Source organism: Cupriavidus mimosae, assembly GCF_023952485.1.
GTDB classification, from domain to species: domain Bacteria; phylum Pseudomonadota; class Gammaproteobacteria; order Burkholderiales; family Burkholderiaceae; genus Cupriavidus; species Cupriavidus taiwanensis_C.
On sequence record NZ_JALHRY010000003.1, the window covers coordinates 321,352 to 338,071 of the forward strand.

The window sequence follows — 16,720 nt, forward strand, 5'->3', positions numbered from 1 at the left end:
GCCATGAGCCATTTTTCTCGCAGCTACGCCGAAGCGCGCCAGACCTTCCTGGACGCCGCCCGCGCCGCCGGCGGCGCCCTGGCGCAATTCCCGCATCCTACCCGGCGCGGCAGCGCCGGCGAAGATCTGGCAATCGACGTCGCGCTGGCCGGCGCGCCCGAGGCCCGGCTCTGCATCATGGTGACCTCCGGCACGCACGGTGCCGAAGGCTTTGCCGGCTCCGGGGCGCAGGCGGCGCTGCTGCACGACGCCGCGCTGCTTGCCGATTGCGCCGCCGCCGAGGCCTGCCTGCTGCTGGTGCACGCGGTCAATCCCTATGGCTTCTCGCACCTGCGCCGGGTCAACGAGGACAACGTCGACCTGAACCGCAACTTCATGGATTTTTCGCAGCCGCTGCCGCATAACGCCGCCTATGCCGAAATCGCGCCGCTGCTGCTGCCGGCGCAATGGCCGCCGTCGGAGGCCGACCAGGCGCGGCTGATGAAGGCGGTGGCCGAGCGCGGCATGGCGTGGTACCAGGCCGCGGTCAGCAGCGGCCAGTACCAGGATCCGGGCGGCATGTTCTACGGCGGCGACAAGGCCACCTGGAGCAACTACACGCTGTGCCGCATCCTGGCGCGCTTCGGCGCCGGCCGCGCGGCGCTGCGCTGGATCGACGTCCATACCGGCCTGGGCCCGTGGGGCTACGGCGAACCGATCCACATGGGCCCGGACACGCCTGAATCGATCACGCGCACGCGCGCCATCTGGGGCGAGCGCGTGACCTCGATCTACGATGGCTCGTCGACCTCGGCCAACCTGACCGGGCTGGCCTGGCACGCCGTGCCGCAGACCCTGCCGGCGGTGGACTACGCCGGCATCGCGCTGGAGTTCGGCACGCTGCCGGTGGGCGAGGTGCTCGACGCGCTGCGCGGCGACCACTGGCTGCACCGGCATCCCGAGGCCGACGAGAACCAGCGCGCGCTGGTGCGCCAGGCGATGTGGCGCGCCTTCTACGGCGATGCCGACGACTGGCGCGACGGCGTGGTGGCGCAAGTGAGCGACGCCGTGCGCAGCACGATCGCGTCGGCCTAGCGAGTGGGGTTCAGGCCGCAGGCGCCATCTGGTATTGTCCGGGCTTGGCGGTAGAGTGCCGAGCCAGGCACTGCCGCCATGTCCTGGCCTGGGTATGCCGTGGCCAGGCCAGGAGCCAGACCAAGACCAAGAACAAGACGGGAGCGGCCGCCGCGCGGTGCGCTGCCGGCATCAGCTCGGCAGGGAGGCCGGCGCGATGACGCTCTACGAACTGAAACCCAGGTTCCAGGCCTGGCTGCGTCCCCTGGTGCAAGACCTGGCGCAGCGCGGCGTGACCGCCAACCAGGTCACGCTGGCAGCGGCCGCCGGATCGCTCGCGGTCGGCGTACTGGCCACGCTGGGCATGCAGGTGGCCGAGACTCCGGCGCTGTTCCTGCTGTTTCCGCTGTGGTTGTTCGCACGCATGGCGCTCAATGCCATCGACGGCATGCTGGCGCGCGAGCATGGCCAGCAAAGCGTGCTGGGCGCCTACCTGAACGAGCTGGGCGACATGGTCTCGGACCTGGCGCTGATCCTGCCGCTGGCCGCGCTGCCCGGTTTCAGCCTCGGGCAGGTGGGCACCTTCGCGCTGCTGGCGCTGCTGGTCGAAGCGGCCGGACTGATCGGGCCGCTGGCCGGCGCCAGCCGGCGCTACGATGGCCCGCTCGGCAAGAGCGACCGCGCCTTCGCGGTCGGCGCGATCGCGCTGTGGGCCGGGCTTGGGCTGGGCTTCGGCGCGGCCGCCAGCTGGCTGTGGCTGCTGCTGTCGCTGTTGTCGTTGTTCACGATGGCCAACCGGGTGCGCCGCGGCATCGCCGAAGCCCACTCGCGCCTTGCGGAGTAGCGCGATGGACCGACCGTCTTCCCGCCAGCCGCTGCAGCGGCAATTCGAGACCCACGACGGCCAGGCGCTGTTCTATCGCCACTGGCCGGCAGTAGAGCACCCGGCGCGTGGCGCCGTGGTGCTGTTCCACCGCGGCCACGAGCATTCCGGCCGGGTCGCCCACCTCGCCGACGAGCTCAACCTGCCCGGCTACGACATCTTTGCCTGGGATGCGCGCGGCCATGGCAATTCGCCCGGCGAGCGCGGCTACAGCCCCAGCCTGGCGGATTCGGTGCGCGACATCCAGACCTTCACCGCGCATATCGCCGAGGTCCATGGCATCCCGCTGGAACGCACCGCGGTGGTCGCGCAGAGCGTGGGCGCGGTGCTGGCCGCGACCTGGGTGCACGACTACGCGCCGCCGATCCGCGCGCTGGTGCTGGCGTCGCCGGCGTTCAAGGTCAAGCTCTACGTGCCGTTCGCGCGGCCGGGCCTGAAGCTGATGCAGCGCCTGCGCGGCAAGTTCTTCGTCAACAGCTACGTCAAGGCAAAATTCCTGACCCACGATCCCGAGCGCATCGCCAGCTATGACAGCGATCCGCTGATCACGCGCCCGATCGCGGTCAATATCCTGCTCGACCTGTACCAGACCGCCGAGCGCATCGTTGCCGATGCGGCCGCGATCACGGTGCCGACACAGCTGCTGATCTCCGGCGCCGACTGGGTCGTGCACCGCGGGCCGCAGGACCGCTTCTACGAGCGCCTGGGCTCGCGCACCAAGGAACGCATCGTGCTGGACGGCTTCTACCACGACACCCTCGGCGAGCGCGACCGCAAGCTGGCGGTCGATGCCGCGCGCCGCTTTATCCTGCGCGAATTCGACGCGCCGTCGGCGCCGCGCTCGCTGCTCGACGCCGACCAGATCGGCCCGTTCCGCGAGGAGGCGGACCGGCTGGCGTCGGCGCCGGGCGCGCTGGCCGCCTGGTACTGGCGCGCGGCGCGGGCCAACCTGAAGCTGGGCGGGATGCTGTCGGACGGGGTGCGGCTGGGCCATGAGACCGGCTTCGACTCCGGCTCCACGCTCGACTACGTTTACCGCAACACGCCGTCCGGCCGCGGCGCGCTGGGCCGGCTGGCCGACCGGCAATACCTCGACGCGATCGGCTGGCGCGGCATCCGCCAGCGCAAGGTCCACGCCGAGGCGCTGATCGCCGAGGCCGTGCGGCGCCTGCGCGCGGCCGGCATGCCGGTGCGCATGGTCGATATCGCCGCCGGGCACGGGCGCTACGTGCTCGAAGCACTGGGCGCGCTGGAGGGCGGCGCGGCCGCGGTCGAGTCGATCGTGCTGCGCGACTACAGCGCGCTGAACGTGGAGCAGGGCCGTGCGCTGATCGCTGCCAAGGGCCTGCAGCACGTGGCCCGCTTCGAGCAGGGCGATGCCTTTGACGGCGACAGCCTGGCCGCGCTGGCGCCGCCACCGACGCTGGCGGTGGTGTCCGGCCTGTACGAGCTGTTTGCCGACAACGCCATGGTGCGGCGCTCGCTCGACGGCCTGGCGCGCGCGGTGCCGCCGGGCGGCTACCTGATCTACACCGGCCAGCCCTGGCATCCGCAGCTGGAATTCATCGCGCGCGCGCTGACCAGCCATCGCGCCGGCGCCGCCTGGGTGATGCGGCGCCGCTCGCAGGCCGAGATGGATGAACTGGTGCGGACCGCCGGCTTCGACAAGATCACGCAGCGCATCGACCCGTGGGGCATCTTCACCGTCAGCCTGGCGCGCAGGCGCGGCGCATGAGCACGATGCCGACGCAGGCCGGCGCCGCCGCGCATCCCCGACGGCCGTGGGGCCTGGCGTGCCTGCTGCTGGCGCTGGCCGGCGCGTTCTTCTTCTCCAGCTATGGCTTCGCCAACTGGCTGGCGAGCCAGCGCGCCGAGGTGCCGTCGTTTTACTTCGAATGGGAGCGGGGCATTCCGTTCCTGCCCTGGACCATCGTGCCGTACTGGTCGATCGACCTGCTGTATGGCATCTCGTTCTTCCTGTGGCGCAGCCGCGCGGCGCTGGTCACGCATGTGAAGCGGCTGGTGCTGGCGCAGCTGGTGTCGGTGGCGTGCTTTATCGCCTTCCCGCTGCGCTTCAGCTTCGCGCGGCCCGCTGCCGACGGCCTGCCGGGCCAGCTGTTCACGCTGCTGGGCGGCTTCGACCTGCCGTTCAACCAGGCGCCGTCGCTGCATATCAGCCTGCTGGTGATCCTGTGGGTCGCCTTCGCGGCGCACCTGCGCGGCGGCTGGCGCTGGCTGCTGCACGGCTGGTTTGCGCTGATCGCGCTGTCGGTGCTGACCACCTGGCAGCATCACCTGATCGACGTGCCCACCGGCGCGCTGGTGGGCTGGCTGTGCGTCTACCTGTTGCCGATGCAGCTGCCAGCGGCCGCCGCCGGCGTGCCCGATGCACGCACGCGGCAACTGTCGCGCCGCTACGGCGTGGGGGCGCTGGTGGCGCTGCTGTGCGCGGTGCTGGCCGTGGGCGCATCGGTGACGCTGGCGTTCCTGCTGCTGTGGGCCGCGCTGGCGCTGGCCTGCGTGGCGCGCATCTACGCGCTGGCGGCGCCGGCGTGGTTCCAGAAGGATGGCGACGGCATCATGGCGCCGGGCGCGCGCTGGGTACTGGCGCCTTACCTGCTGGGCGCCTTTATCAATTCACGCTCGTGGACGCGGCGCACGCCGCAGGCCAGTGCGATCGCGCCGGGTGTCTGGGTGGGCCGCTTCCCGACGCGGTCCGAGCTGCGCGCGCTCGGCGCCGATGCCGTGCTCGACCTCAGCGCCGAGCTGCCGCGCGCGGCCACGGCACCCGGCCTGGCGTATCGCTGCGTACCCGTGCTGGACCTGACCGTGCCGACGCCGCAGCAGCTCGCGCAGGCGGTGGCGCAGCTCGACGCCTGGCAGCGGCAGGGACGCCGCGTGCTGGTCAGCTGTGCGCTGGGCTATTCTCGCAGCGCGCTGGTGGCGGCGGCGTGGCTGGCGCGGCGGCAGGGGCTGCGCGACGCCGGCGCCGCGCTGGCGGCGCTGCGCCAGCACCGGCCGGCGGTGGTGCTCGGGCCCGAACATGCCGAAGCGCTGCGGCGTTGCCTGGATCGTGCCGCTACCCAGGAGCCTGGCGATGGCCGCTGACCGGGACACTGATGTCGTGCAAGACACCGACGCCTGGATTGCGCACGCGGTGACGGGCGCGCTGGCGGGTGCCGCGTGGATCGGCGCGGCCGGACTGGCGTTCGCCATGCTGGCCGCTGGGCTGGGCGCGGGCACCTCGATGTCGCGCTGGCCGGCGGCGCTGGCGTTGCTGCTGGCGCTGCCGCAGCTGTGGCTGCTGCTGCGCGTCGCGATCGACCAGCGCCTGTTCGGTGCGCTCGCGACCGGCGCGCCGGACCAGCCCGAGCTGGCCAGGCTCGATGTCGCGCTGCTTGAACTGGGCTGGATGACCGCCGCGCGTGCCGCGCGCCCGTTGCCCGAACGCGCCCGCGGCGCGCTGCGCCTGGTGCGCGCCAGCGCCGTGATGACCGTGTGCCAGCTGCTGCTGGCCTTGCTATCGCTGATCCTGAGGTAAACAACCATGTGGCTTGCCCGCGCGACCGCGCGCGCCATCATCGTCTTTGCCCGGCTGCTGACGGGCATGCGCGCCAACTGGCAGGGCTGCATCCCGGCCGCGGTGCAGCGCGTCTACTTTGCCAACCACAGCAGCCACGGCGATTTCGTGCTGATCTGGGGCTGCCTGCCGCCCGACCTGCGCACGGTGACGCGGCCGGTCGCGGGCGCCGATTACTGGGAGAAATCGCCGCTGCGCCGCTTTATCGGCCGCGACGTGTTCCGCGCGCTGCTGATCGACCGCACCCGCAGCGAGCCCGGCAGCGACCCGGTGGCGCTGATGCAGGCCGGGCTGGCGGCGGGCGACTCGCTGATCTTGTTTCCCGAAGGCACGCGCAACACCACCGACGCGCGCCTGCTGCCGTTCAAGAGCGGCATCTACCATCTGGCGCGGGCCTGTGCCGGGGTGGAGTTCGTGCCGGTGTGGATCGACAACCTCAACCGCGTGATGCCCAAGGGCGAAGTCGTGCCAGTGCCGCTGCTGTGCACCGTCACCTTTGGCCAGCCGGTGCTGCTGGCCGCCGAGGACAGCAAGGAAGCCTTCCTTGCGCGCTGCCGCGACGGCCTGCTCGCGCTTGCCCCGGAGCTGGAATGACCGCCATGCCCACTTTGCACTGGAGCCCCGAGACCTGGCTGCTGTTCGGCGGACTGTTCGGCGTGCTGCTGCTGGCCTCCACCGTGACCGCGCTGCTGCGCTGGCGCGTCGCGGGCGGCGGCCAGCACGCGGTGATCGACAACCTGGCGCAGCGCGTCGGGGCCTGGTGGTGGATGATCGGCATCATGGGCGTGGCCTTTGCACTGGGCCGCACCGCGGTGATCGTGCTGTTCTACCTGCTCTCGTTCTTCGCGCTGCGCGAGTTCGTCACCATCATCACCACGCGGCGCGGCGACCATCACGCCATCGTCGCCGCGTTCTTCGTGTTCCTGCCGCTGCAGTACGTGCTGGTCTATATCGGCTGGTACGGCATGTTCTCTATCCTGATCCCGGTCTATGCCTTCCTGGTGCTGCCGATCCTGGCGGCGCTGTCGTCCGAGACCACGCGCTTCCTGGAGCGCTGCGCCGGGGTGCAGTGGGCGGTGATGGTGTGCGTGTTCTGCATTTCGCACGTGCCGGCGCTGCTGACGCTGCCGATCCCGGGCTTCGATGGCCGCAACCTGCTGCTGATCGCCTTCCTGGTGATCGTGGTGCAGGGCAGCGACGTGCTGCAGTACGTGTGGGGCAAGCTGTGCGGCAAGCGCAAGATCGCGCCGCAGCTGTCGCCGTCCAAGACCGTCGAGGGCTTTGTCGGCGGGGTCGCCAGCGCCACCGCGCTGGGCGCCGCGCTGTGGTGGATCACGCCGTTCTCGCCGTGGCAGGCCGGCGCGATCGCGCTGGTGATCGCGCTGATGGGCTTCCTCGGCGGCCTGGTGATGTCGGCGATCAAGCGCGACCGCGGCATCAAGGACTGGGGCCACATGATCCAGGGCCACGGCGGCATGCTCGACCGGCTCGACTCGGTGGTGTTCGCCGCGCCGGTGTTCTTCCACGTCACGCGCTACTGGTGGGTGCCCTGAGCCGATCGGGGCCTCACAACGCCATCTCTTCGCACCACGCCACCACGGCATCGCGGAAGTCCTGGCAGATCGGCGACAGGTAGCCGTCCGCGCGCCACAGCACGGCCAGCTCGTGCTGCCAGGACGTGCCCGGAGCGTCGATCGCGGCCAGTCCGTGGCCCTCGGCCTGGCGCAGCATGCGCGGCGGCATGATGCCGAGCAGGTCGGAGTGCCGCAGCAGTTCGCCGAAGGCGACCGGCGATGCCGTGCTTTCCACCGCCACGCGCGGCGGCGGCAGCCCGACCGCGGTAAACCGTTGTTCCAGCCACTGGCGCAGGTACAGCGAGCTGGCCGGCACCACCCAGCGTTCGCCGGCGAGGTCGGCCAGCGTGCGGAAGCCGTCGCGGCGCGGGTGGGCGCTGCGGCACACGATCTGCATGCTGAGCGGCCCGAGCGGCAGCCAGGCCACGCCTGCCGGCACGCTGGCGGGGCGCGCCGCCAGGATCAGGTCGGCTTCGCCGTTCTGCAGCATCGCGAGCAGGCGCGCGCTCAGGTGGGTCTCGATCGAGAACGTCGCCAGCGGCCGGCTCAGGAAGAAGCGCGCCAGCAGCGGCGACAGCAGCGACGGCAGCAGGTAGGGGATGGCGCCCAGGCGCACCGTGCCCGCGCGCGCGGCGCGCTGCTCGGCCAGTTCGTTGCGCATGTCGCCGGCGGCCAGCGAGATCCGGCGCGCATGCGCGGCCAGGGTGCGGCCCGCGCCGGTCGGCACCAGGCCGCGCGGGGTGCGCTCGAACAACGGCATGCCGGCTTCGCCTTCCAGCCGCGCCAGCGTCTTGGACAGCCCGGACTGGGTCATGCCCAGGGACTCGGCGGCGCGGTGCAGGTTGCCCTGGTCGATCACGACCAGGAAGGCTTCTAGATCCTCGAATCGCATGGGCGGGATGGCGCTGGGGGTGCGGGCCATTGTAGCGCCATGCCTGGCAGGACTTGGCTCGCGCCGCGCGGGAATCACGCCGGCCCGGGCGCTGGCCTAGACTGCGTGGCATCCCTCGCGCATCGCACTGCAGTGGACACTGCGGCGGGCACTCAGAAGGGAGCCAGACAGGAGACCCATCGATGCCATACCGTTTCGCATGGCTGCGCGCAGCCATGGCCGCCATATTGCTGGCCACCGTTCCCACCTTGATGCCGGCCGCAGCCGCGGCCGCCGATCCCGCCCCTGCCGAACCGTATCCGTCGCGGCCGCTGACCATCGTGGTGCCGTCGGTGGCGGGCAACGTCAACGATGCCGTGGCGCGACTGATCGGCCAGGAACTGACCAAAAGCTGGGGCCAGCCCGTGATCGTCGACAACAAGCCCGGCGCGGGCACCACCACCGGCACCAAGTATGTCGCCAGGGCGCCCCGGGACGGCTACACCGCGCTGCTGACTTTCACCGCGCACGTGCAGAACCCGTCGCTGTACCGCGGCATCGGCTATGACCCGATCGCGGATTTCACGCCGGTCAGCGAGGTGGCGATCTCGTCCACCATGCTGGCGGTGTCGCCGGACTTTCCCGCGCGCACGCTGCCGGAGGTGGTGGCGCTGCTCAAGGCCAATCCCGGCAAGTACCCGTATGGTTCCTACGGCGCCGGCACCACCGGGCATATCCTGGGCGAGCTGTTCAAGCGCGAGGCCGGCCTGCAGATGGAGCATGTGGCCTACAAGGGCGGCGCGCCGCTTGCCACCGACCTGGCCGCGGGGCATGTGAAGCTGGGCTTTATTGCCGTGGGCACGGCGATGCCGCTGCTGCAGGGCGGCAAGCTGGTGCCGGTGGCGCTTGCCGGCGCCGAGCGCTCGGCCTTGCTGCCCAGGGTGCCGACCTTCCGCGAGGCCGGCTACCAGGGCTTCGAGCCGGATGCGTGGATGGGCCTGCTGTTCCCGGCTGGCGTGCCCAGGGCGCGGGTCGACGCGCTGTCGCGCGAGGTCGCGCGCATCGTGCGCCTGCCGGAGGTCGCCAGGAAGATGCAGGACCTGAACCTGGTGCCGGTGGGCGGCACGCCGGAGGCCTTCGCCACGGTGATGAAGAACGACCGCGACAAATGGAGCCGCATCATCCGCGATGTCGGCATCACGCTGGAGTAAGGGATTGACCATGCAAGACAACGACTATCTGGGACTGGTCTGCTCGCGCTGGTGCCACTGGAGCGAATTGGAGCTGCAGCGCCTGCCGCGCCAGCCGCTCGGGCCGGGGCAGGTGCGCATCCGCGTGCGGCATGCGGGCGTCGGCTTTGCGCTCAGCCTGTTCGTGTCGGGCAAGTACCAGCGCAAGCCGCCGTTGCCGTTCACGCCCGGCACCGAAGCGGCTGGCGAGGTCCTGGAGCTCGCGCCGGACGTGACGCGGCTGCACGTGGGGCAACGCGTGGCGGCGGCGCTGGACTGGGGCGGCCTTGCCGAAGAAGTCGTGACGAGCGCGGACACGGTATATCCGGTGCCGGATGGGCTCGCGCTCGCGCACGCCGCCGCGCTGCCGATCACCTGCGGCACGGTGTGGGCCGCGCTGGCCTGGCGCGCGGCGCTGCAGCCAGGCGACACCATGCTGGCCCACGGCGCCAGCGGCGCGCTGGGCACGGCGGCGGTGCAGGTGGGCAAGCTGATGGGCGCGCGCGTGATCGCCACCGCCAGCACCGCGGCCAAGCGCGAAGCCGCACTCGCCAACGGCGCTGCGCATGCACTGCCTGCCGATGCCGAGACGCTGGCGGCATCGGTCAAGGCGCTGTGCCCGGCCGGCGGCGCCGACGTGGTATTCGACCCGGTCGGCGGCGATCTGTTCGATGCCTCGCTGCGCTGCGCGGCGCCGGGCGCGCGGCTGCTGTCGATCGGCTATGCCAGCGGCCGCATCCCGTCGGTGCCAGCCAACCTGCTGCTGGTGAAGAACCTGACGCTGGTCGGCTTCAACTACGGCTACTACATCGGCTGGGGCCTGACCGACGAGCGCCGGCGCTTTGCGCCGCGGGTGCAGGCCATGGTCGGCGAGATCATGCAGGCGGCTGCCAGCGGCCGGCTGGCACCGCCGGTGCTGCAGCACTTTGCGCTGGGCGACTGGCTCGACGCGGTCGACACCGTCATGTCGCGCCGTGCCATCGGCAAGGTCATGCTGGATATCTGAACGGAGCCAACTTATGCACGATGCAACCGTGGCGAGCGAGGACGACGCCATGTTCGACGGCCTGACCGTGCTCGACCTGAGCCAGGGCATTGCCGGCCCGTACTGCGGGCTGATCCTGCGCCAGCAGGGCGCGCGCGTGATCAAGGTCGAGCCGCCGGGCGGCGACTGGTCGCGGCAGATGGGGCGCATCCGCGCCGGCCAGACCGCGATCGCGGTCGCCTGCAACGCTGGTAAGGAAAGCGTGGTGCTGGACGCGCGCAGCGGCGACGGCCGCGTGGCCATCGGCCGGCTGGCGCAGCGCGCCGACGTGGTGATCCAGAACTTCCGCCCGGGCGTGGCCGAGCGCATGGGCGTGGGCTACGAGGCCCTGGCCGCGCACAACCCGGCGCTGGTCTATGTCTCGATCTCGGGCTACGGCCATGCGGGGCCGCTGGCAAACCGGCCCGCGGTGGATACCACCATGCAGGCCTACAGCGGCCTGATGCACCTGAACCGCGATGGCGCCGGCCAGCCGCGCCGCATCGCCTTCTTCATGGTCGATCTGGCCACCGGGCTGTACGCATCGCAGCAGGCGTCGGCGGCGTTGTACAAGGCCGCGCGCAGCGGCCGCGGCCGGCATGTGCGGCTGTCGCTGCTCGAGACCAGCGCCGCGCTGCAGTCCTACCTGATGGTGGACGATGCCATGTTCCCCGACGCCGGCCTGGTGGCGGCCAACGCGCCCACCGGGCTGTTCGAGGCGGCCGATGGCGCGCTGTACCTGAGCATGCTCAACGACGCGATGTTCCTGCGGCTGGCCACGCTGCTGGGGTTCGATGACTGGCTTGCCGATGCCACGCTGCACAGCAGCGCCGGCCGGCTGCCGCGCGCGGCGGAACTCGGCCGGCGCGTGGCGCAGGCGCTGGCCGCACAGCCGCTGGCGCACTGGGAGGCCCTGCTGACCGAGCACGATGTGCTGTTCGCGCGCGTCGGCCATGCGCGCGACCTGCTGCAGAGCGCGCAGTGCGCGCAGGCGGGCGTGTTCGGCCGGCTGCCGCTGGCAGGGATAGGCGAGGTGCCGTGGGCCAACCTGCCGGGCATGGCTGGACGAGAGGGGCCGGCAGGGAATGCGCCGGTGCTTGGCCAGCATACCGGGGCGGTGCTGGCCGAGTTCGGCATCGGCGCCTGAAGCGGATCCGCAAAAGAAAAACGGACGGTGCGCGATGCGTACCGTCCGTGTTCCCTTGTGCGTTGGTAGGCTCGATTGGACTCGAACCAACGACCCCCACCATGTCAAGGTGGTGCTCTAACCAGCTGAGCTACGAGCCTAGCGAAGGCGCGAATTATAGAGAGCCCTTTGCGATTGCGCAAGCACCCCCGCGCGACTTTTTGCGTGGGTGCCTGGCAGGGCGCCTTACGCTGCCGCGACGCGGTCGCGCAGTTCGCGCTTCAGCACCTTGCCGATGGCGCTGCGCGGCAGGCGCTCCACCTCGTGGATCGCGGCCAGCCGCTGGGTCTTGCCCAGCCGTTCATTGGCCCACGCCAGCACCTCCTGCGCGCTGGCGCCGACGCCGGCACGCAGGGCGACAAAGGCCACCGGGGTCTCGCCCCAGCGCTCCGACGGCACGCCGACCACCGAGACTTCGGACACCGCCGGGTGCTCGCGCACCACCGCCTCGAGGTCGCTCGGGTAGATGTTGAAGCCGCCCGAGATGATCATGTCCTTCTTGCGGTCCAGCAGCACCAGGAAGCCGTCTTCGTCGAAGCGGCCGATATCGCCGGTGCGGATAAAGCGCTGCCCCTGCGCATCATGCCATTCGGTCTCCGCCGTCTTTTCGGGCTGGTTGTGGTAGCCGTTCATCATCGCCGCCGAGCGGCCCACCACTTCGCCGGTGCTGCCGGGCGGCAGCTCGCGGCCGGATTCGTCGATGATGCGCACGTCGGCGCCGGTGGCGGGGCGGCCGACCGTGTGCAGCTTGTGCGGGAACTGGTCGGCGAACAGCAGGCAGCCGCCGCCGCCTTCGGTCATGCCGTAGAGCTCGGTCAGCGCGCCGGGCCAGCGCCGCAGGATCTCGGCCTTCAGCGCGGGGCTGCACGGCGCGCTGGTGCAGAACTTGTGCCGGAAGGCGGACAGATCGTGCTGGTCGAACGCCGGATGCGCCAGCAGGCGCTGGTATTGCACCGGCACCAGCATGGTGTGGGTGACGCGATGCCGCTGCGCCAGCGCCAGGTACTGGCCCGCATCGAACTTGGCCATCAGGATGGCCGTGCCGCCCAGGCCGATGGTGGGGAAGAAGCTGGCCAGCGTGGTGTTGGAGTACAGCGGCGTCGACAGCAGCGTGACCGCGTGCGTGCCATAGCCGGTGGCGGCACCGCGCGACACATGCGCCCAGCGCATGCCGTGCGATTGCACGATGCCCTTGGGCGCGCCGGTGGTGCCGGACGAATAGATGATGTTGAGCGGCAGCTCCGGGCGGATCTCGGGCTCCGTCACGGGCGTGCCGGCGGGCGCCAGCCAGTCCGCGTACGGCCGCCCCGCGTCGCTGCCGTCGAGCGCGACCACGGGCGTGCCGGCCAGCCTGGCGCGCACGGGCGCCAGCGCGTCGGCGACGCTGGCGTCGGTGAACACGATGCGTGCGCCCGCGTCGGCAATCATGCCCGCCAGGCTGTCGGGCGTGGACGACGGCGCCAGCGGCGCGACCACCACGCCGGCGCGCACCGCGCCCAGGTACACCGCGGCGTATTCGATCGACGAGGCGGCGCAGATGGCGATGGCTGCGCCGGGCCGCACGCCATCGCGCGCCAGCGCCGCGGCAATGCGGTCCATGGCGGCGTCGAGCCCGGCGTAGTCGAGCACGCGCTCGCCATGCATCAGCGCGGGTTGCGCCGGGCGCTGCGCGGCGTGCTCGCGCACGAGCACGGACATGGTGGTGAAGGGACGTTGGAGCGGAGTCGGCTGGGTCATGTCGGGCAGTGTGGGTGGATGCGGCAAGCCTTACTGGATCTGCGCGCCGGAGTCCTTCACCACCTTGCTCCAGCGGTTGATCTCGGCGTCGATATGGGTGCGCAGCGCGGCGGGCGTCGAGCCCACCGGTTCATAGCCGTTGGCCGCCAGCGTGGCCTTGAGCTCGGACTGGCGCAGCACGGTGGCGATCTCGGTGCTGAGCCGGTCGATCACCGGCTGCGGCGTGCCGGCCGGTGCCAGCATCGCGTACCAGCCGGTGATGCTGATGCCGGGCACGCCGGCCTCGGCCAGCGTCGGCACCTCGGGCGCGACCGCGGCGCGCTGGCTGCCGGTGACGGCGAGCGCGCGCAGCTTGCCGCTCTTCACGTGCGGCAGCGTGGTCGAGATGCTGTCGAAGGTCAGCTGGACTTCGCCCGACAGCATCGCCGTCACCACCTGCGCGCTGCCCTTGTACGGCACGTGGGTCATCTTGATGCCGGCCACGGAATCGAACAACTCGCCCGCGAGGTGGCCGGTGTTGCCGTTGCCGGCCGAGGCAAAGGTCAGCTTGCCCGGATTAGCCCTCGCCTCAGCGATCAGCTCCTGCACGTTGTTCGCGCGCAGCGACGCACTGCCGGCCAGGATCATCGGCAGGTTGGCCACCAGCGACACCGGCGCGAAATCCTTGCGCGTGTCGTACGGCAGTTTGGGATACAGGCTGGCATTGATGGCATGCGCGGCCAGCACCATGATCAGCGTGTAGCCGTCGGGTTTGGCGCGCGCCAGCGTCTGGCTGGCGATGGTGCCGCCGGCGCCCGGCCGGTACTCCAGCACCACCGGCTGGCCCAGCCGTTCCTGCAGCTTCGCGGCGACGGGGCGCGCCAGCAGGTCGGCGCTGCCGCCGGGTGGATAGGGAATCAGCAGCTGGATCGGGCGCGCCGGCCAGGTCTCGGCGGCGGCGCCGGCGGGCAGGGCGGCTGCGGCTGCGGCTGCGGTGGCCAGCATGGCGGCCAGCCATGCGCGGCGGCCCTGGGCGGGGCGCGGAGTGGGTGCCATCGGTTGTCTCCTCGTTGTGCCGGCCGCGCATGCAGCCGGGGTCCCTGCGCCGGATCGGGGCGGGTAGCGGGTGTCACCAACGGTAATGGCGTCAGGCCGCCAGCGGAATTCTTAAATCGATAAGTCTGGCTTTTTGCAGGCGAAGCGGTACTGGGAAATCGGTGCCGGCGAATCGGGGCTGGCCCCCCCGGTTCCCGCTAATGGCTGGTCGGATGCGGCGGGCTGAACCAGTAGGGCACCAGCGCGGCGACGATCAGCACCGCCGCCGACAGGAAGATGGCCGCATAGGTGGACGGCAGCGGCCAGCCGCGCACATGGCCGGCATTGGCAATCAGACCGAAGGCCCATGAGGTCAGTGCCGAGCCCAGGAACACGAAGGTATTGAGCAGCCCCAACCCGCGCCCGCGCTGCGACGGCGGGATCAGCCCGCGGCCCTGCGCCATCACCAGCGGATGCAGCATGCCGATGGTCGACAGCAGCGCCATCATCGCCACCCCATGGCCGATGCCGCGGTCCGGCCACAGCGACAGCACCACGCCCCCGGCCATGGCAAGGCACGACCAGCCGGCGATGGTGGCCTTGAGCGTGCTGCGCCGCACCAGCACCGGCAGCACGAAGGCGGTCAGGAAGCCTGCCAGGCTCAGCAGCGTCAGCGCCACGCCGCGCGGCGCCGAGCCCAGGCTGAATACGTCGGCCAGGTAGGGCCCGCTCCAGGCATTGCGGAAGGCGGTGCCGGCGGCCATTGCCACGCACAGCGGAATCAGCGTCCACAGCGGCGCCAGCTTCAGCAGCTGCAGGCTTTCCGACAGCATCGCCGGCCACGACGCGCTGCGGGCCTCGGCATGGCCCTGGTCGCGCACGCAGCGCCACACGCCATAGCAGGCCGCCACCATGCCCAGCGCCGACACCGCCATCGACGGCCGCCAGCCCGCCACCGAGATGGCCCAGCCCAGCGGCGCGGTCGCGCACAGCGAGCCGATCATGCCGGTGGCGTTGGAGCGGCTGACCACGCGGGTGTAGTCGCGCTCGGACAACTGCTCCGAGGCGAAATGCAGCAGCCCCATGAACACCGGCGCGCACGCCAGCCCCAGCCCTACCTGCGCCAGCGTGGCCGCGCCGCCGTTGGGCGCCAGCACGAACAGGATCGACGACAGCGCGCCCACCGCCAGCAGCAGCGCGGTCGGACGGCCCACGCCATAGCGGTCGAAGGCGATGCCGACCGGAATCTGCGCCACGGCGAAGGCCAGGAAGAACGACGACGACAGCGCGCCGAAGCCTGCCGGCGACAAGCCGAAATCGTGCTGCAGCTCCGGCGCCATCACCGCCAGGCACGAGCGGAAGAACTGGCTGAGCGCGAACGCAAAGGTCAGGATGGCAATGCCGCGCACGGCATACGCGGCCGGGCTGCGCGCGGGCAGGGCGGCGGCGCCTGGAGGCGATCCGGAAGGGGGGATATTGCTGGGGGTCACGGCGTCAGTGGCGCTGTCTCTGCAGCGAGTGTAGGGCCTGCGCGCGTTGCCGGATCAACGGTTGGCCGGTGTTCGCCCAGATTGCGCGGGCGGGGAGCTGCGCTGGCGATTGGGTGCTCCCTCTCCCGCAAGCGGGCGAGGGGAGCAAACCGGCGCGGGATTTACCGCATCAGCCGGGCAGGGCGTCGTACGTCAGCAGGAACACCTGCTCATCCCCGGCGCTGACGGGCAGCCACACGATTTCCAGTTCGGGGAACGCCGCTTCCACATTGGCATGCTCGTTGCCGATCTCCACCACCAGCACGCCGCCCGGATTCAGGCGCGCCTTGGCCCCGGCGATGATCCGCCGCACCACGTCCATGCCGTCGTCGCCGCCGGCCAGCGCGATGCGCGGCTCGGCCAGGTATTCGGGCGGCAGCGCCTGCATCGAGGTTTCGTTGACGTAGGGCGGGTTGGTCAGGATCACGTCGTAGGTGGCGCCGTGCGGCAGCGGCGCGTACAGGTCGCCCTGGTACAGCCGGATGCGGTCTTCCATCTTGTAGTCGGCCACATTGCGGTGCGCCACGGCGAGCGCGTCGGGCGAGATGTCGACCGCATCGATCTTTGCGTTCGGCCAGACATGCGCGGCCACGATCGGCAGGCAGCCGGAGCCGGTGCACAGCTCCAGCACCGGGCCGATGCCGTCGCTTTCGCCGACCCAGGGTTCCAGCCCTTCCTGCAGCAGTTCGCCGATAAAGCTGCGCGGCACGATCACGCGCGAATCGACGTAGAAACGCAGGCCGTGCATATAGGCCTCGTGCGTGATGTAGGCAGCCGGCACGCGCTCGTTGACGCGGCGGTCGATCACCTTGAGCACGGCCTCGACTTCCTCGGGCAGCAGCCGCGCATCGAGGAAGGGATCGAGCGTATCGAGCGGCAGGTTGAGCGTATGCAGCACCAGGTAGGCCGCCTCGTCATAGGCGTTGGCGCTGCCGTGGCCGAAGGACAGGCGCGCGGCGGTAAAGCGCGACACGGCCAGGCGCAGCAGGTCGCGCACGGTGCGCAGGGGAGAGGGCGTTGCCATGGATGAGTTGTCTTTG

The 16,720-nt window shown here is 71.0% G+C and carries 15 protein-coding genes and 1 tRNA gene; 10 read left to right on the forward strand and 6 right to left on the reverse strand.

The genetic code is table 11. The features are described from left to right. The first annotated feature begins 3 nt into the window (after positions 1 to 3). From MKD50_RS07880 to MKD50_RS07910, 7 genes are all read left to right on the forward strand, one after another. Positions 4 to 1,074 carry a M14 family metallopeptidase gene (locus MKD50_RS07880; protein ID WP_252666790.1) on the forward strand — a complete coding sequence of 357 codons (1,071 nt, stop codon included), beginning with the start codon at positions 4 to 6 and terminating at the stop codon, positions 1,072 to 1,074. A gap of 196 nt (positions 1,075 to 1,270) precedes the next feature. After that, on the forward strand, positions 1,271 to 1,897 hold the full coding sequence (locus MKD50_RS07885) for a CDP-alcohol phosphatidyltransferase family protein (protein WP_115703404.1): 627 nt from the start codon (positions 1,271 to 1,273) through the stop codon (positions 1,895 to 1,897). Between the two features lie 4 nt (positions 1,898 to 1,901). Continuing rightward, positions 1,902 to 3,671, forward strand: a complete 1,770-nt coding sequence (locus MKD50_RS07890; RefSeq protein WP_252666791.1) for a bifunctional alpha/beta hydrolase/class I SAM-dependent methyltransferase — start codon at positions 1,902 to 1,904, stop codon at positions 3,669 to 3,671. Further along, positions 3,668 to 5,044, forward strand: a complete 1,377-nt coding sequence (locus MKD50_RS07895; protein ID WP_252666792.1) for a phosphatase PAP2/dual specificity phosphatase family protein — start codon at positions 3,668 to 3,670, stop codon at positions 5,042 to 5,044. The genes MKD50_RS07890 and MKD50_RS07895 overlap by 4 nt, the downstream gene beginning before the upstream one ends. Further along, the gene (locus tag MKD50_RS07900; RefSeq protein WP_252666793.1) at positions 5,034 to 5,477 is read left to right on the forward strand and encodes a hypothetical protein; all 444 of its coding nucleotides are present in this window, start codon (positions 5,034 to 5,036) and stop codon (positions 5,475 to 5,477) included. The genes MKD50_RS07895 and MKD50_RS07900 overlap by 11 nt, the downstream gene beginning before the upstream one ends. A 6-nt stretch (positions 5,478 to 5,483) precedes the next feature. Next, on the forward strand, positions 5,484 to 6,110 hold the full coding sequence (locus MKD50_RS07905) for a lysophospholipid acyltransferase family protein (protein WP_252666794.1): 627 nt from the start codon (positions 5,484 to 5,486) through the stop codon (positions 6,108 to 6,110). Next, positions 6,107 to 7,069 carry a phosphatidate cytidylyltransferase gene (locus tag MKD50_RS07910; RefSeq protein ID WP_252666795.1) on the forward strand — a complete coding sequence of 321 codons (963 nt, stop codon included), beginning with the start codon at positions 6,107 to 6,109 and terminating at the stop codon, positions 7,067 to 7,069. The genes MKD50_RS07905 and MKD50_RS07910 overlap by 4 nt, the downstream gene beginning before the upstream one ends. A 13-nt stretch (positions 7,070 to 7,082) precedes the next feature. Here MKD50_RS07910 and MKD50_RS07915 read toward each other — a convergent pair whose 3' ends face one another. After that, positions 7,083 to 7,982: a LysR family transcriptional regulator gene (locus MKD50_RS07915; protein WP_115703577.1), complete on the reverse strand. Its 900-nt coding sequence runs from the start codon at positions 7,980 to 7,982 to the stop codon at positions 7,083 to 7,085. Positions 7,983 to 8,164: 182 nt separating this feature from the next. Here MKD50_RS07915 and MKD50_RS07920 point away from each other — a divergent pair, with 182 nt between their 5' ends. The 3 genes from MKD50_RS07920 to MKD50_RS07930 are packed head-to-tail and all read left to right on the forward strand — an operon-like array spanning position 8,165 to position 11,361. Further along, positions 8,165 to 9,172 carry a tripartite tricarboxylate transporter substrate binding protein gene (locus tag MKD50_RS07920; RefSeq protein ID WP_240072206.1) on the forward strand — a complete coding sequence of 336 codons (1,008 nt, stop codon included), beginning with the start codon at positions 8,165 to 8,167 and terminating at the stop codon, positions 9,170 to 9,172. A gap of 10 nt (positions 9,173 to 9,182) precedes the next feature. Beyond that, positions 9,183 to 10,196 carry an NADPH:quinone oxidoreductase family protein gene (locus MKD50_RS07925; RefSeq protein WP_252666796.1) on the forward strand — a complete coding sequence of 338 codons (1,014 nt, stop codon included), beginning with the start codon at positions 9,183 to 9,185 and terminating at the stop codon, positions 10,194 to 10,196. 13 nt (positions 10,197 to 10,209) lie between these two features. Further along, a complete protein-coding gene (locus tag MKD50_RS07930; RefSeq protein WP_252666797.1) occupies positions 10,210 to 11,361 on the forward strand; it encodes a CaiB/BaiF CoA transferase family protein in 1,152 nt (383 codons plus the stop codon). 63 nt (positions 11,362 to 11,424) lie between these two features. Here the strand turns inward: MKD50_RS07930 and MKD50_RS07935 are convergent. The 5 genes from MKD50_RS07935 to prmB form a co-directional block, all read right to left on the reverse strand. Further along, positions 11,425 to 11,501, reverse strand: a tRNA-Val gene (locus MKD50_RS07935). 85 nt (positions 11,502 to 11,586) lie between these two features. Beyond that, on the reverse strand, positions 11,587 to 13,137 hold the full coding sequence (locus tag MKD50_RS07940) for a class I adenylate-forming enzyme family protein (protein WP_252666798.1): 1,551 nt from the start codon (positions 13,135 to 13,137) through the stop codon (positions 11,587 to 11,589). A 30-nt stretch (positions 13,138 to 13,167) separates the two neighbouring features. After that, positions 13,168 to 14,172 (reverse strand): tripartite tricarboxylate transporter substrate binding protein, encoded by a 1,005-nt coding sequence (locus tag MKD50_RS07945; RefSeq protein WP_252666799.1) that lies wholly within the window; start codon positions 14,170 to 14,172, stop codon positions 13,168 to 13,170. Positions 14,173 to 14,369: 197 nt separating this feature from the next. Further along, the gene (locus tag MKD50_RS07950) at positions 14,370 to 15,641 is read right to left on the reverse strand and encodes an MFS transporter (protein WP_252666800.1); all 1,272 of its coding nucleotides are present in this window, start codon (positions 15,639 to 15,641) and stop codon (positions 14,370 to 14,372) included. A 169-nt stretch (positions 15,642 to 15,810) separates the two neighbouring features. Continuing rightward, positions 15,811 to 16,704, reverse strand: coding sequence for a 50S ribosomal protein L3 N(5)-glutamine methyltransferase (gene prmB / locus MKD50_RS07955; RefSeq protein WP_252666801.1), 894 nt, complete (start codon positions 16,702 to 16,704; stop codon positions 15,811 to 15,813). Positions 16,705 to 16,720: the final 16 nt, after the last annotated feature.

Coding starts and splice junctions, on each gene's coding strand:
- MKD50_RS07940 (WP_252666798.1), bottom strand. CDS start 13,137: ATGACCCAGCCGACTCCGCTCCAACGTCCCTTCACCACCATGTCCGTG.
- MKD50_RS07930 (WP_252666797.1), top strand. CDS start 10,210: ATGCACGATGCAACCGTGGCGAGCGAGGACGACGCCATGTTCGACGGC.
- MKD50_RS07910 (WP_252666795.1), top strand. CDS start 6,107: ATGACCGCCATGCCCACTTTGCACTGGAGCCCCGAGACCTGGCTGCTG.
- MKD50_RS07880 (WP_252666790.1), top strand. CDS start 4: ATGAGCCATTTTTCTCGCAGCTACGCCGAAGCGCGCCAGACCTTCCTG.
- MKD50_RS07945 (WP_252666799.1), bottom strand. CDS start 14,172: ATGGCACCCACTCCGCGCCCCGCCCAGGGCCGCCGCGCATGGCTGGCC.
- MKD50_RS07885 (WP_115703404.1), top strand. CDS start 1,271: ATGACGCTCTACGAACTGAAACCCAGGTTCCAGGCCTGGCTGCGTCCC.
- MKD50_RS07895 (WP_252666792.1), top strand. CDS start 3,668: ATGAGCACGATGCCGACGCAGGCCGGCGCCGCCGCGCATCCCCGACGG.
- MKD50_RS07900 (WP_252666793.1), top strand. CDS start 5,034: ATGGCCGCTGACCGGGACACTGATGTCGTGCAAGACACCGACGCCTGG.
- prmB (WP_252666801.1), bottom strand. CDS start 16,704: ATGGCAACGCCCTCTCCCCTGCGCACCGTGCGCGACCTGCTGCGCCTG.
- MKD50_RS07890 (WP_252666791.1), top strand. CDS start 1,902: ATGGACCGACCGTCTTCCCGCCAGCCGCTGCAGCGGCAATTCGAGACC.
- MKD50_RS07915 (WP_115703577.1), bottom strand. CDS start 7,982: ATGCGATTCGAGGATCTAGAAGCCTTCCTGGTCGTGATCGACCAGGGC.
- MKD50_RS07905 (WP_252666794.1), top strand. CDS start 5,484: ATGTGGCTTGCCCGCGCGACCGCGCGCGCCATCATCGTCTTTGCCCGG.
- MKD50_RS07925 (WP_252666796.1), top strand. CDS start 9,183: ATGCAAGACAACGACTATCTGGGACTGGTCTGCTCGCGCTGGTGCCAC.
- MKD50_RS07920 (WP_240072206.1), top strand. CDS start 8,165: ATGCCATACCGTTTCGCATGGCTGCGCGCAGCCATGGCCGCCATATTG.